At 67.3% G+C, this 15,317-nt stretch carries 8 protein-coding genes; 5 read left to right on the top strand and 3 right to left on the bottom strand.

The window, feature by feature from the left end; translation table 11 throughout:
- The first annotated feature begins 5 nt into the window (after positions 1–5).
- Positions 6–2,489 (top strand): GGDEF and EAL domain-containing protein, encoded by a 2,484-nt coding sequence (locus ASD55_RS06120; RefSeq protein WP_056764524.1) that lies wholly within the window; start codon positions 6–8, stop codon positions 2,487–2,489.
- Between the two features lie 15 nt (positions 2,490–2,504).
- On the opposite strand, the gene ASD55_RS06115 is transcribed toward ASD55_RS06120, so the two are convergent.
- Positions 2,505–2,966 carry a GNAT family N-acetyltransferase gene (locus ASD55_RS06115; RefSeq protein WP_056764522.1) on the bottom strand — a complete coding sequence of 154 codons (462 nt, stop codon included), beginning with the start codon at positions 2,964–2,966 and terminating at the stop codon, positions 2,505–2,507.
- A gap of 182 nt (positions 2,967–3,148) precedes the next feature.
- Between ASD55_RS06115 and ASD55_RS06110 the strand changes: the two genes are divergently transcribed.
- Positions 3,149–11,785, top strand: coding sequence for a glucoamylase family protein (locus ASD55_RS06110; RefSeq protein ID WP_056764549.1), 8,637 nt, complete (start codon positions 3,149–3,151; stop codon positions 11,783–11,785).
- Positions 11,786–11,814: 29 nt separating this feature from the next.
- On the opposite strand, the gene ASD55_RS06105 is transcribed toward ASD55_RS06110, so the two are convergent.
- On the bottom strand, positions 11,815–12,786 hold the full coding sequence (locus ASD55_RS06105; protein ID WP_056764521.1) for an integron integrase: 972 nt from the start codon (positions 12,784–12,786) through the stop codon (positions 11,815–11,817).
- Between the two features lie 198 nt (positions 12,787–12,984).
- Entirely contained in the window at positions 12,985–13,305 is a 321-nt protein-coding gene (locus ASD55_RS18795; RefSeq protein WP_235577736.1) for a hypothetical protein, read from the bottom strand.
- Positions 13,306–14,206: 901 nt separating this feature from the next.
- On the opposite strand from ASD55_RS18795, the gene ASD55_RS18315 reads away from it, so the two are divergent.
- The 3 genes from ASD55_RS18315 (at position 14,207) to ASD55_RS06095 (ending at position 15,303) form a co-directional block, all read left to right on the top strand.
- Entirely contained in the window at positions 14,207–14,377 is a 171-nt protein-coding gene (locus tag ASD55_RS18315) for a hypothetical protein (RefSeq protein WP_157598847.1), read from the top strand.
- A 69-nt stretch (positions 14,378–14,446) separates the two neighbouring features.
- Positions 14,447–14,827, top strand: a complete 381-nt coding sequence (locus tag ASD55_RS18310) for a hypothetical protein (RefSeq protein ID WP_157598845.1) — start codon at positions 14,447–14,449, stop codon at positions 14,825–14,827.
- Positions 14,828–14,883: 56 nt separating this feature from the next.
- On the top strand, positions 14,884–15,303 hold the full coding sequence (locus tag ASD55_RS06095; RefSeq protein ID WP_157598843.1) for a hypothetical protein: 420 nt from the start codon (positions 14,884–14,886) through the stop codon (positions 15,301–15,303).
- Positions 15,304–15,317: the final 14 nt, after the last annotated feature.

Raw genomic sequence — 15,317 nt, 5'->3', positions numbered from 1 at the left:
GCACCATGCGGCCGCACAAGTCTGCCGAGGTATTGCCTTCGCTCGCAAGCCGGCCGGACTGGTCGGAAAAGATGCTGCGCGGCACCCCGGTGCTGCTGGCTTATCTCGACCACGAGCAGCGTTTCCGCTATGCCAACGAAACCCATCGGCACTGGCTGGGTCTCGATCCCGAGCGGCTGATCGGCCGGCACCTGATCGAGGTGATCGGCGAGCGCAACCACCGGCTGGCCGGCACGGCGCTGGCCCAGGCCTACGCGGGCACCGCGGCCAGCTACGAGGGCGAGCTGTTCAACGGCAACGAGCGCCGCTACGCGCACGGCAATTTCCAGCCCGACTTCGACCCGGACGGCCACGTCTGCGGCATCTTCACCGCGCTGATCGACATCACCGAACGGCGCACCCTGGAACTGCAGCTGCACGAAAGCGAGCAGCGCTTCTTCAGCGCGTTCCAGCACGCGGCGATCGGCATGGCGCTGACCAAGCCGGACGGCCAGTTCCTGCGGGTCAACGCGGCGGTCTGCCAGATGCTGGGCTATTCGGAGCAGGAGCTGCTGCAGCAGGACATCGGCCGGCTGAGCCATCCCGAGGACGTCGCCGCCGACCAGGCACTGATGGCCCAGTTGCTGGCCGGCGAGCGCGATTCCTACCAGCTGGAGAAACGCAACTTCCACAAGCTCGGCCACGTGGTGCACATCCTGCTCAGCGTGTCGCTGGTGCGCGATGCGGCCGGGGCGCCGCTGTATTTCGTTTCCCAGGTGCAGAACATCAGCCAGCGCAAGGCCTTCGAGGACGCGCTGCACCGCGAGCGCGAGCTGGCCGAGGTGACCCTGCGCTCGATCGGCGACGCGGTGATCACCACCGACCCGCAGGTCCGCGTCACCTCGCTCAACCCGATCGCCGAGGCGATGACCGGCTGGAGCAGCGCCGAGGCGAACGGTCGGCCGATCGAGGAGATCTTCCAGCTGTTCGACGCCCAGGGCGGCCTCGCCGTGGCCAACCCGCTGCGCTCGGCGATCGAGCAGAACCTCATCGTCGACCTGGCCGGCAAGACCCTGCTGCGCCATCGCCACGGCTTCGACACGCCGGTGGAGGATTCCTCCGCGCCGATCCATGACCACGCCGGCAACGTGATCGGCGGCGTGCTGGTGTTCCATGACGTCAGCGAGAACCGGGCGCTGGCGCTGAAGATGATCCACCTGACCCAGCACGACACGCTGACCGGCCTGCCCAACCGCAGCCAGCTGCCCGGCCACATCAACCGGGCGATCGACAGCGCCAGCCGGCGCCGGCAACGCGCCGCGGTGCTGTACATCGACATCGACAACTTCAAGCAGGTCAACGAGCTGGTCGGCCACACCGCGGGCGACCAGGTGCTGCGCTCGTTCATCAGCCAGCTGCAGCGCTGCCTGCCCGGCGACGAATTGCTCAGCCGCTACGGCGGCGACGAATTCGTGGTGGTGCTGCCGCACGTGGACAGCGCGGGCGAGGCGGCGAGCCTGTGCCGGGACCTGATCACTCACGGCGAACAGACCCGCATCGCGGGCCAGCCGGAGCTGTCGCTGCACCTGAGCATCGGCATCAGCATCTATCCGGACGACGCCACCAGCGCCGACGAGCTGGTGCAGCATGCCGAGACCGCGCTGGTGGCGGCGAAGGCCCAGGGCCAGCACGGCTATCGCTTCTTCACCGCGTCGATGAACGAGCGCGCGCGCGCGCAGCGACGGATCGAGACGGGCCTGCGCCAGGCCTTGCCGGGCAATCAGCTGAAGCTGCACTACCAGCCGAAGGTCGACGCGCACAGCGGCCGCATCGTCGGGGCCGAGGCCTTGCTGCGCTGGCAGCTCAACGGGCGCGATCTGTACAAGCCGGACCAGTTCATCCCGGTGGCCGAGGATTCCGGGCTGATCCTGCCGATCGGCGCCTGGGTGCTGCGCCAGGCCTGCCGCCAGGCGCGGATGTGGCAGCAGGCCGGGCACGAGATCCCGATTTCGGTGAACGTGTCGCCGCTGCAGTTCCAGCACGCGGATTTCTACACCTGGCTGGACGACGTGCTGGAGGAGGCCGGGCTGGATTCGCGCCTGCTGGAGCTGGAACTGACCGAACGCATGGTGATGTCCGGCGGCGAAGCCACCACCGGCCTGCTGCAGCGGATCAAGCGTCGCGGCGTGCGGCTGTCACTGGACGATTTCGGCACCGGCTATTGCAGCCTGTCCTACCTGAAGCATTTCCCCATCGACGCACTGAAGATCGACCGCGTGTTCGTGCGCGACATCACCAGCGATCACGATACCGCCACCATCACCAGCGCGATCATCGCGATGGCGCGCAGCCTCAACAAGGACGTGATCGCCGAAGGCGTGGAAACGCGCGAGCAGGGCAGTTTCCTGCGCCACGCCGGCTGCTCGCAGCTGCAGGGTTTCCTGTACGGCATGCCGATGCCGGCAAGCGAACTGCAGAAGCTGCTCGCCGAACCGGTGACTGCGCCGTAGGCGGACAACGTCCGCCTACGAATCAGCGGTCAGCGGCATCTCGTACATGAAATAGTGGCAGCGCTGCATGCCCAGGCCTGCGTAGGTGGCCTGGGCGTGGCGGTTTTCGGTTTCCACGTACAGCCGCAGGCCCACCGCGCCGGCCGCCGCCGCGAGCCGTTCCACTTCCGCGTACAAGGCGCGGAAGACCCCGCCGCGGCGCGCGGCGGGAATCACGTAGACGCTCTGGATCCACCAGAAATCGCCGTTGCGCCAGTCGCTCCATTCGCGCGTCACCAGCAGGCTGGCGACCGCCGTGCCGTCGCGTTCGGCGACCAGGTAGAAGCCGCGCTGCGGCTGCTCGAACACGCCGGCCACGCCGCGCGCCAGGATCGCCGGGTCGAGCTGCTTCTGCTCGGTTTCCCAGGCCATCGCCGCGTTCCACTGGACCAGGCTGGCGAGATCGGCGGGTTCGGCGGCACGAATCTGCAGTGGCACGGCATGACTCCCATCGGTGGTGAGGCCACATCCTAGCCTGCGTGGCCTTCACATGCCGCCGCGTAGTTTCTGCGCCGGGGCCGCGCCCGGCGAATGGCCCTTCGCCTGCACGCCGCGCCACGGCCGCCGGGTCCCCCGCGTTGTCCGTCATCCCCCACCGGCAAGCCACAAGGATGCCCCGTTTGAACATCGGCACTCTCCTCGACCTGCTGAAGCTGCGCCGGTTGAACGCGTTCCGGCGCCGGCGCGCCGCCGCCCGCACCCGGCCCGAGCAGGAGCCCGCGCTGCGCGCCGAACTGTTCAGCGCCGAACAGATGGAGCGGCACGGGCGGGCGCTGGCGAGCCAGCACCGGCTCAGCGCGCGGCGCAACGCCGACCTGCTGTTGGCGCGGCTGGCCGACAACGAGGCGGTGCTGACCCACACCTGCGAACGGCTGACCCACGCCACCCGCAAGCGCCTGCGCATCACCCCGGCCGGCGAATGGCTGCTGGACAATTTCTACCTGGTCGAGGAACAGATCCGCATCGCCCGGCGGCACCTGCCCAAGGGCTACAGCCGCGAACTGTCGCGCCTGGCCCAGGGGCCGTCCGCCGGCCTGCCGCGCGTCTACGACATCGCGCTGGAGATCATTTCGCACGGCGACGGCCGCGTCGATGCGAACAGCCTGCAGCGTTTCATCCAGGCCTATCAGGAGGTGTCGCCGCTGAAGCTGGGCGAGTTGTGGGCGATCCCGATCATGCTGCGGCTGGCCTTGATCGAGAACCTGCGCCGGGTGGCCGCGCGGGTGATGGCCGACTGGCGCTACCGCGGCCGCGCCGCGCGCTGGGCCGACAACCTGATCGCCACCACCGAAACCGATCCGAACTCGGTGGTGCTGGTGGTGGCCGACATGGCCCGATCGGACCCGCCGATGAACGGCCCGTTCGTGGCCGAGATGGCGCGCCGGCTGCAGGGCCAGAGCCCGGCGCTGGCGCTGCCGTTGAGCTGGATCGAGCAACGCCTGGCCGCATCGGGGCAGAGCGTCGAACACCTGGTGCAGGTCGAGGCGCAGCAGCAGGCCACCAACCAGGTCACCATCAGCAACAGCATCGGCAGCCTGCGCACGCTGGCGGCGATCGACTGGCGCGATTTCACCGAGCACTGCAGCCTGGTCGAGCGCTGCCTGCGCGACGATCCGGCCGGCATCTACGCCGCGATGGATTTCGCCACCCGCGACCGCTACCGCCACGTGGTGGAATCGATCGCCCGCCAGCACAAGCTGACCGAACTGGCGGTGGCGGATGCCGCGATCGAGCTGAGCGCCGCCGCGGTCGCCGCCGGCGGCGACACGCTGGCGCAACACGTGGGCTATTACCTGGTCGACCGGGGCCGTGTCGCGCTGGAGCGCCACCTGGGCATCCACCCGCGGCTGGCCGTAGTGCTGCGCCGGGCGTTCGACCGGGCGCCGTTGCCAATCTACCTGGGCACGCTGGCCGTGCTCACGTTCGCCTTCGCCCAACCGCTGGTCGCGGCCGCGGCCCATGACGGCTTGCCGCCGTGGGCGCTGATCGCGATCGCGGTGCCGGCCGTGATCCTGGCCAGCCAGCTCGGACTGAGCCTGCTCAACTGGCTGGCCACGCTGTCCATCGCGCCGCAGCAGTTGCCGCGGATGGACTATTCGCGCGGCATCCCCGCGCACGCGCGCACGCTGGTGGCGATCCCCAGCCTGTTCGCCAGCGAACAGGACGTCGAGGACCTGGTCGAGGCGCTGGAGGTGCGCTTCCTCGGCAATCGCGACGAGCACCTGCACTTCGCCCTGCTCACCGACTTCGCCGACGCCGACCGCGAAACCCTGCCCGGCGAAGAGCACCTGCTGCGGCTGGCGCAGCGGCGCATCGAGGCGCTCAACGACCGCTACGCCAGCGCCACGGCCGACCGCTTCTTCCTGTTCCATCGCCCGCGCCGCTGGAATGCCGCCGAGCAGTGCTGGATGGGCCACGAGCGCAAGCGCGGCAAGCTGGCCGACTTGAACGCGCTGCTGCGCGGCGGCGGCGGCACGGCCTTCATGCGCGTGGTGGGCGACATCGCCTCGCTGCCGCCGGTGCAGTACGTGATCACGCTCGACACCGACACCGAGCTGCCGCGCGATGCGGCGCAGGCGTTCGTCGGCGCCATCGATCATCCGCTGAACCGCGCGGTGTACGACCCCGAACGGCGCCGCGTGGTCAGCGGCTACGCGATCCTGCAGCCGCGCGTGGGGATCAGCCTGCCCAGCACGGCGCGCTCGCGCTACGCCCAGCTGTACGGCAGCGACGCCGGCATCGATCCGTACACGCAGATGGTTTCGGACGTCTATCAGGACGTGTTCGGCGAAGGCTCGTTCATCGGCAAGGGCATCTACGCCGTCGACGCCTTCGAACGCACCCTGGATGGCCGCTTCCCGGAAAACCGCATCCTCAGCCATGACCTGGTCGAGGGCTGCCATGCGCGCTCGGGCCTGCTCAGCGACACGCAACTGTTCGAAGCCTGGCCCGCCCGCTACGGCGCCGACGTCAGGCGCCGCCATCGCTGGATTCGCGGCGACTGGCAGCTGCTGCCGTGGCTGCTGCCGTGGGCGCCGACCGCGCACGACGGCTGGCGGCGCAATGCGCTGACCGCGTTGTCGCGCTGGAAGATCCTCGACAACCTGCGCCGCTCGCTGGTGCCGGCCGCGCTGCTGGCGCTGCTGCTGGTCGGCTGGCTGGTGATCTCGCCGGTGCTGTCATGGACCCTGGCGGTGCTGGCGATGGTGCTGGTGCCGCCTCTGCTGTCGGCCCTGCTGGACCTGGTGCAGAAGCCGCGCGACGTGGAACTCGACCAGCACCTGCGCGCCGGCCTGCACGACGGCGTGCAGCACTTCGTGCGGATGGGGTTGGGGCTGGCCTGGCTGCCGCACGAGGCGCATTACCATCTCGACGCGATCGTGCGCACGCTGTGGCGGATGGCGGTCAGCCGCCGGCACCTGTTGCAATGGCAGACCTCCAGCGAGGTCGAGCGGCGCAGCAGCAACGCGGCCTCGGCGATGTGGCGGCTGATGTGGATCGGCCCCGCGCTGGCGCTGCTGATGATCGTGCTGCTGGCGCTGCAACGGCCGCTGGCGTTGTGGCTGGCCGCACCGCTGCTGCTGTTGTGGCTGGCCTCGCCGCTGCTGGCGTGGTGGATCAGCCAGCCGCGCACGCAGGACAGCTTCGTGCCGGATGCGCGGCAGCAGCGCTTCCTGCGCACGCTGGCGCGCCAGACCTGGGCGTTCTTCGACGTGCACGTCAACGCCGCCGAGCACTGGCTGCCGCCGGACAACCTGCAGGAGCAGCCCGGCCCGGTGGTCGCCCATCGCACCTCGCCCACCAACATCGGCATGGCCTTGCTGGCGGGCCTGGCCGCGCACGACTTCGGCTTCCTCGGCACGGCGCGCCTGCTCGAACGCACCCGGCTGACCCTGGACACCATGCAACGGCTGCCGCGCCACCGCGGCCACTTCTACAACTGGTACGACACCCAGACCCTGCAGCCGCTGGCGCCGATGTACGTGTCGGCGGTGGACAGCGGCAATCTGGCCGGCCACCTGCTGACCCTGTGCCCCGGCCTGCTCGAGCTGATCGACGCGCCGGTGTTCGGCCCGCACCTGCTGCAAGGCCTGCTCGACACGCTGGAACTGCTGCACGACGCACTCGAGCGCGACGCCGCATCGCAGCTGGTGCCGCTGCGACGCCTGCTGCACGAGGCCATTGCCACGCCGCCGGCATCCACCGGCGCCACGGTGCTGCTGCTCACCGAACTGCGCCGGCACGCCCATGCGCTGGCCGCGGCGGCGGACGCGCCGGCCGTCGGCGACGCGCGCTTCTGGCTGGATGCCCTGCGCGGGCAGATCGACGAACTGCATGCCGACGCCGTGCTGCTCGAACTCGATGCGCCGCCGGACGAAGCCGTGGGCTTCAGCGGCATTCCCACCCTGCATCAGCTGGCGCGCATCGAACCGCTGTGCTGGCCGGACGCCGCCGACGCCGAAGGCGTGCGCGAGCGCGCGTCCGCCCGGATCGCCCTGATCGAACAGCTGGCCCATCTCGCCGAGCAACTGGCGCAGATGGACTACCGCTTCCTCTACGACAGCACGCGCGACCTGCTGGCGATCGGCTACAACGTCGACCAGCACCGGCTGGACGCCAGCTACTACGACCTGCTGGCGTCCGAAGCGCGGCTGGCCAGCTTCGTGGCGATCGCCCAGGGCCAGCTGCCCAAGGACAACTGGTTCGCGCTGGGCCGGCTGCTGACCACGGTGGGCGGCGAACCGGTGTTGCTGTCGTGGACCGGCTCGATGTTCGAATACCTGATGCCGACCCTGGTGATGCCCGGCTTCGAGGGCACCCTGCTGGAGCAGACCTGTCGCGCCGCGGTGGCCCGGCAGATCGAATACGGCAACCAGCTGGGCATCCCGTGGGGCGTTTCCGAATCGGGCTACAACACGCTCGATGCGCACTTCACCTACCAGTACCGCGCGTTCGGCGTGCCGGGTCTGGGCCTGAAGCGCGGCCTGGGCGACGACGTGGTGATCGCGCCGTACGCCAGCGCGCTGGCGATGATGGTGGCGCCCGCGGCGGCCACGAAGAACCTGCAGCGCCTGGCCGGCATCGGGGCGCGCGGCCTGTACGGCCTGTACGAAGCGATCGACTACACGCCGGCGCGCCTGCCGCTGGGCCAGGACGCGGCGATCGTGCGGCAGTTCATGGCGCATCACCAGGGCATGACCCTGCTGGCGCTGGACTACGCCCTGCTGGAGCGACCGATGCAGCGCCGCTTCGAATCGCACCCGCAGTTCCAGGCCAGCAGCCTGCTGCTGCAGGAGCGCGTGCCGAAGACCGCCGCCGAATACCTGCACGCCACCGGCTTCCCCGAGCGCGCCGGCGGCGTGCGCCCGGAGGCGCGGCTGCGCGTGTTCGCCGATCCCGACCGGGCGCTGCCGGCGGTGCAGCTGCTTTCCAACGGGCGCTACCACATCATGCTCAGCAGCGGCGGCGGCGGCTACAGCCGGCGCGGCGAACTGGCGCTGACCCGCTGGCACGAAGACATCACCCGCGATCACTGGGGCAGCTTCTGCTACGTGCGCGAGGTCGCCAGCAACGCCTGCTGGTCCACCGCCTACCAGCCCACCTGCCGCAAGACCGAGCAGTTCGAGGCGATCTTCTCCGAGGCGCGCGCCGAGTTCCGCGTGCGTGAACGCGAGTTCGACGCGCATACCGAGATCGTGGTGTCGCCGGAAGACGACATCGAGCTGCGCCGCACCCACCTCACCAACCGCGGCCGCACGCGGCGCACGATCGAGCTGACCAGCTACGCCGAAGTGGTGCTGGCGCCGCCGATCGCCGACGCGCTGCACCCGGCCTTCAGCAAGCTGTTCGTGCAGACCGAGCTGGTGCCCGAGCTGCAGGCGATCGTCTGCACCCGCCGCCCCCGCGCGGCCGGCGAGCACATGCCGTGGATGTTCCACCTGCTGGCCGTGCACGACGCCGACATCGTGGAGATCTCCTACGAAACCGATCGCGCGCGCTTCATCGGCCGCGGCCGCAGCACGGCCGATCCGCAAGTGTTTGATCGCGGGCAGGCGCAGTTGTCCAACAGCGACGGCTCGGTGCTCGATCCGATCATGGCGATCCGCTGCCGGATCACGCTGGAACCGGACCAGACCGCCACCATCGACTTCGTCAGCGGCATCGCCGAGCAGCGCGATGGCTGCATTCAACTGATCGGCAAGTACCGCGACCGCCACCTCGCCGACCGCGTGTTCGACCTGGCCTGGACGCACAGCCAGGTGCTGCTGCGCCAGCTCAACGCCAGCCTCGCCGACGCCCAGCTGTACGAGCACATGGCCACCAGCATCCTGTATCCCAACGCCAGCCTGCGCGCCCAGCCCGCCGTGCTGCGGGCCAACCGGCGCGGCCAGTCCGGCCTGTGGGGACAATCCATTTCCGGCGACCTGCCGATCGTGCTGCTGACGATCACCAGCCCCGCGCGGATCGAGCTGGTGCGCCAGCTGGTGCAGGCGCACGCGTACTGGCGCCTGAAGGGCCTGGCGGTGGACCTGGTGATCTGGAACGAGGACCGCGCCGGCTACCGGCAGGAACTGCAGGACCAGATCATGGGCCTGATCGCCTCGGGCAGCGAGGCGAGCCTGCTCGACCGGCCCGGCGGCATCTTCGTGCGCCCGTCGCAGCAGTTGTCCGGCGAGGATCGCGTGGTGATGCTGGCCAGCGCGCGACTGATCCTCGGCGATGCGCGGGGCAGCCTGGCCGAACAGATCGGACGACGGCAACCGGCCGTGCATGCACCGCGCTTCGAGCCCAGCCGTCCGCTGCGCAGCGACGGCGACCCGGGCGCGGCGGAAGTCCCGGCACCGGCATCGCTGCAACTGGCCAACCCGCACGGCGGCTTCAGCGCCGATGGCCGCGAGTACGTCATCGTGCAGCAGGGCGGGCAGGGCACGCCGGCGCCGTGGTGCAACGTGCTGGCCAATCCGCACTTCGGCACGGTGATCTCCGACTGCGGCAGCGCCTACACCTGGGCCGAGAACGCCCACGAATTCCGCCTCACGCCCTGGCACAACGACCCGGTCAGCGACGGCGGCGGCGAGGCGCTGTACCTGCGCGACGAGGACACCGGCCAGGTGTGGTCACCGACCCCGCTGCCGCGTCGCGGCCGCGGCAGCTACACCACCCGCCACGGCTTCGGCTACAGCGTGTTCGAGCACGTGGAGGACGGCATCCGCTCCGAGCTGTGGATCTACGTGGCACTGGATGCCTCGGTGAAGTTCTCGGTGCTGAAGCTGCGCAACAGCTCGGGCCGCACGCGCCGAATCAGCGTCACCGCCTACGTCGAGTGGCTGCTCGGCGACCTGCGCGCGAAGACCGCGATGCACGTGGTGACCGAATCCGACCCGGCCAGCGGCGCACTGTTCGCCCGCAACGCGTACAACACCGAGTTCCCCGATCGGGTGGCCTTCCTCGACGTGGACGACCCGGCCCGCGGCATCGATGGCGACCGCAGCGAATTCCTGGGCCGCAACGGCAGCATGCACGCGCCGGCCGCCCTGACCCGCGCCCACCTGTCCGGACGAGTGGGCGCGGGGCTGGACCCCTGCGCCGCGCTGCAGTCGCAACTCACGCTCGACGACGGCGCCGAACGCCAGCTGATCTTCCGGCTCGGCCTGGGTCGCAACGGCGCGGACGCCGCCGCGCTGGTGCAGCGCTTCCGCGGCAACGGCAGCGCCGCCGACGCGCTGGACAAGGTGCGGGCGCACTGGGCGCGCACGCTGGGCGCGGTGCAGGTGCGCACGCCCGAGCCCGCACTGGACGTGCTCGCCAACGGCTGGCTGCTGTACCAGACCATCGCCTGCCGGATCTGGGCGCGCAGCGGCTACTACCAGTCCGGCGGCGCGTTCGGCTTCCGCGACCAGCTGCAGGATTCGATGGCCACCCTGCACGCGGCCCCCGCGATCGCGCGGGCGCAGCTGCTGCTGTGCGCCGCGCATCAGTTCGTCGAGGGTGACGTGCAGCACTGGTGGCATCCGCCGCTGGACCGCGGCGTGCGCACCACCTGTTCGGACGACTACCTGTGGCTGCCGCTGGCCACCGCGCGCTACGTGCTGGCCAGCGGCGATCGCGGCGTCCTCGACGAGACCGCCGGCTACCTCGACGGCCGCCCGCTGCATCCGGGCGAGGAGTCGTACTACGACCTGCCGCAACCCGCCGGCCTGCGCGAAACGCTGTACCGGCACTGCGTGCGCGCGATCGAGCACGGCCTGGGCCAGCGCGGCGTGCACGGCCTGCCGCTGATCGGCGGCGGCGACTGGAACGACGGCATGAACCGCGTCGGCGAAGCCGGCCGCGGCGAAAGCGTGTGGCTGGGCTTCTTCTCCGGCGAGGTGCTGACCCGCTTCGCCGAAGTGGCGCGGCTGCATGGCGACGAAGCCTTCGCGCAGCGCTGCGAAAGCGAGGTCACGCGCCTGCACCTGGCGCTGGAACAACACGGCTGGGACGGCGCCTGGTATCGCCGCGCCTACTTCGACGACGGCACGCCGCTGGGCTCGGCCGGGAACGACGAATGCCGCATCGACTCGATCGCACAAAGCTGGTCGGTGCTGTCCGGCATGGCGCCCGCCCAGCGGCAGCAGCAGGCGATGGAGTCGCTGAACCGGCACCTGGTGCGACGCGACGCCGGCCTGATCCAGCTGCTCGATCCGCCATTCGACCAGTCGCCGCTGGACCCCGGCTACATCAAGGGCTACGTGCCCGGCGTGCGCGAGAACGGCGGCCAGTACACGCACGCGGCGATCTGGGCCACGATGGCCTTCGCCGAGCTGGGCGACCACGAGCGCGCATGGGAACTGCTGCGCATGATCAACCCGGTCAGCCACGGCAGCGACGCGAATCAAATGGACGTCTACAAGGTCGAACCCTACGTGGTCAGCGCCGACGTCTACGCCGTGGCCCCGCACGTCGGCCGCGGCGGCTGGAGCTGGTACACCGGTTCGGCCGGCTGGATGTACCGGCTGATCGTCGAATCCCTGCTCGGCCTGCGCCTGGAAGCCGGCAGGCTGCGCTTCGCGCCCGTGCTGCCGGCGCAGTGGGACGGCTTCCGCCTGGACTACCGCCACCACGACACGCTGTACCGGATCGACCTGCGGCAAAGCGAACCCGGCACCATGCCCGCACTGTGGCTGGATGGCGAACCGCAGCCCGACGGACAAATCACGCTGGTCGACGACGGCGTGCAGCACGAAGTGGAACTCAACTGGCCCAGGGCAGGCTGATCGCGCGCCGAAGCGCTCCCTGCAGGTGATCAACGATCCAGCGGACTCAGCACGCCATGCCCGCCCCTATTGAGCACATGCGTATAGATCTGCGTCGTCGCCACGTCCTTGTGGCCGAGCAGTTCCTGCACCGTGCGAATGTCGTAGCCGGATTCCAGCAGATGCGTGGCGAACGAATGACGCAGCGTATGGGCACTCACCGGTTTGGCAATGCCCACAGCGCGACACGCTGCCTTCAATGCGCGCGACAGCACCGCATCACCGAAATGATGTCGGCGCTCGATGCCGTCCATCGGATCAATCGAGCGCTCCGCCGCCGGGAATACATACTGCCAGCCGATTTCGCGCGGTGCGCCCGGATACTTCCGGGCCAGCGCCTGCGGCAACCACACCGCGCCGAACCCCGACGCCAAATCGGCTTCATGCAACAGGCGGGCGCGTTCCATTTCACGCAGCAAGGGCTCAGCCAGTGACCGCGGCAACATGGTGTGCCGATCCTTGCCGCCCTTGCCATCACGCACGGCGATTTCATTACGGGCAAAATCCACGTCCTTGATCCGCAGCCGCAACACTTCCATCAGGCGCATGCCCGTACCGTACAACAGGCTGGCCAACAGCCAGGGACGTCCATCCATCCTTGCCAGCACGCGGGTGACCTCATCACGAGAAAGTACGACCGGCACACGCTGTGGCCGCTTCGCACGCACGACACCCTCCATCCATGGCAGCTCGATATTCAGCACCTGCTTGTACAAAAACAGCAACGCCGCCAGTGCCTGATTCTGGGTGGCCGCAGCGACCTTGCCCTGCACCGCCAACGCCGACAGAAACGCTTCTACCTCGGCTTCGCCCATTTCACGCGGATGCCGCTTGCCATTGGCCAGTATGAAGCGGCGAATCCATCCGACATACACCTCCTCGGTGCGAATGCTGTAGTGCTTCAGCCGCAACACGCGCCGCACCTCATCCATCAAACGCGGCGCCGAAGGGCCGCTGACCATACGGTTTATTCCTGCGTTTGCGGGGTCATAAGACATAGCACTTCACTTTGCGAGATATGCAAAGCCCATCCTGACCCAGCCAGATCACAGGCGGCAGGCGGCAAACCCCCGCCACGCCGTAGGATTTGCCTACTTGACGCGCCCCGGATCAAAGCTGAACATCCATTGCATATGCCCCGATATGGGGTCTAATAAGCGTTAGGTGGCTCGTTCAATTTTGTCGAAGGGGGAAATATGCGCTTCATTACACTGCTCGTTGTTTCGTCCATTGTTCTTACCGTCGCCGGGTGCGCAACCCAGAAGGAGCTGCTGGTCACTGGCGCAAGCCGCGCTGATGGCATCGTCAAGCTTTCCTACGAGCGAAATGAATTTCAGCGAGTTTCCTATGACCCCGAGAAGGCTCAGGAACTTGCTGCACAAAAGTGCATGGCTTGGGGTTACAGCGGGGCTGAGGCACTTGGCTCCGAGGAGAGTAACTGCCTTTCGCGTCGCGGCTTCGGCAATTGCGGTGATCGCCAAGTTACCATTGCCTACCAGTGTACTGGCGCCCCCAGTGGTCAGTAGCCCGCAACCTAACCCTTCGTCCAAGCGGACGCGCGAAGAGCCGCGCGCCGCTTAACTCAAGCGTTAGACGCCACAACAAACATGTCCGAGAACTCTGCGAAGCCCTACGAGGAAACGGTGTCGTGTGAGGCACGGCAAGATGAGGGCGTCATCTTCATCAAGGTTGTTGCAATGCCATTCGAGGGTGCGGTCGAGTTCGACACCGCGCAAGCACGCGCATTTGCAAAGCGTATTCTTGCCGCTGCTGAGGTCGTCGAAAGTGGTTGGGTTGGTAATTCGGGGACTCCGCCTGTCGCAGGTAGCGTCTAACATCTCGTTCAAGGCGGACGGCTTCGCCGCCGCTTAACTCCAGCGTTAGGCCGCGATGGACACTTGGGAGCCAACATCCGCAAAAGAATTGGAGGCCCTCATTGTTCGGGAGTTGGCCAAGTGCACACCTGAGCAACGAGAGTTTTTCTCTCGCATCAGGATTCCGCTTCGTGCGGTTCCTATCCCTCGTTTCGGTCAAGTCGAGAGCATCTTTGTGGTCGCTCAACAAGGTGATGTTGTGGTGTACTACGAAGACGTCGAAGAGGGTTTCAATCTGTCTACATTGGCACCCGACGGATCAATAGAATCACCAGGTTACGAGCAGTGGGAGCTAAGGCATGTGCTCTATCGCTTGGCGCCCTAACAATTCATTCAAGCCGACACCGCTCCGCGGTGCGGCTTAATTCAGGCGTTAGAGGGCCCTATGACCATTCCAGCGGCGGGTGTATTTCCTTGCAACTGTCATCACTGTCGCCTATGGACAGCCACACGAATATCGCACAACGATCGTCAAGCATCTCTAACCTGCACTGTCTGCAATGAAACCGTGCACATTGATATGAAGGCTAAAGAGTTCAAGGCGTTCATCAAGGGCATCAATGTTTTCTCTCAACTAACAGCAGCTCAGCAACCTCAAATCCTTGACCTCTACACACCCGGCAACTCAGCTACTCTTTCAGTCGACGGCCAACAATTGCATCCCGGTGCCGCCCTCTAACCAGTCGTCCAAGCGGACGCGCGAAAAGCCGCGCGCCGCTTAACTCCAGCGTTAGACCGCAGGAAGATCATGCAGAGGCTCGTAAAGATTTCATTTGTCTTCGCTGACTTGTGCGCTTGGCTGCTAGTGGCGATCTTCCTGTTCGGCGCCATTGCCTGGCCGGTCATCGGACCTGTTCACGCGCGCATGGCTCATCTACCAATCACCACATTTTCCATCGTTGGCACTTGCATCATGTGGCTTGCCACCGCTGCAGGGGCCTATGCTATTACCCGGCGGCAAGTCCTTGGTCTTACTCTTATCCAAATTCCCGCCGCGGTCTGGCTAGTTTCAGGACTTTTTGTATTTGCGCTAACCTTCACGGTTGTAGCGGCAGTAATTTTTGGTACGCCATTTCTGCTTGCCTTTCTTCAAGCACGCTCGGCCCCAGCGTCCGGGGCAGCGGTCTAACAACTCGTTCAAGGCGGACGGCTCCGCCGCCGCTTAACTCCAGCGTTAGAGCCCTCATGAAATTTTCGCGGCAGCTAGCAAAAGTTGAATTGGTGGCCCTTGCCTCGCTGGTCGTGGCTGCCGTAGCCTTGGCCAGCTTCGCTGCAATTCAAACGTCACTGCACCCCGGCCCCTTCTTCAACATCATTGACTCCGTGAGAGTTGTCTTTCTCTACACGCTAGCCATCGGCTGCATCCCGGTCGTTGTCTTTGGGGCTCCGCTATATGCGGGTTTGCTCTACCGGGGCCGAGCATCCTGGTCAGCCGCCTTTGCCATCGGTGCTGTCCCAGGAGTAGTTTTCCTCTTCTTCGCAATTTCACTGGGGCTTTGGGCGCTGGCTTGCGGTATCGCTGTGGCGCTGGCGACTCATGCAATCTGCGCATCGGGCTCTAACCCGTCGTCCAAGCGGACGCGCGAAAAGCTGCGCGCCGCTTAACTCCAGCGTTAGGC

It is taken from the genome of Rhodanobacter sp. Root561, from assembly GCF_001427365.1.
Taxonomy (GTDB): Bacteria; Pseudomonadota; Gammaproteobacteria; order Xanthomonadales; family Rhodanobacteraceae; genus Rhodanobacter.
The sequence above is the reverse complement of the archived record's forward strand: the minus strand, read 5'-3'. Positions and strand labels throughout refer to the sequence as shown.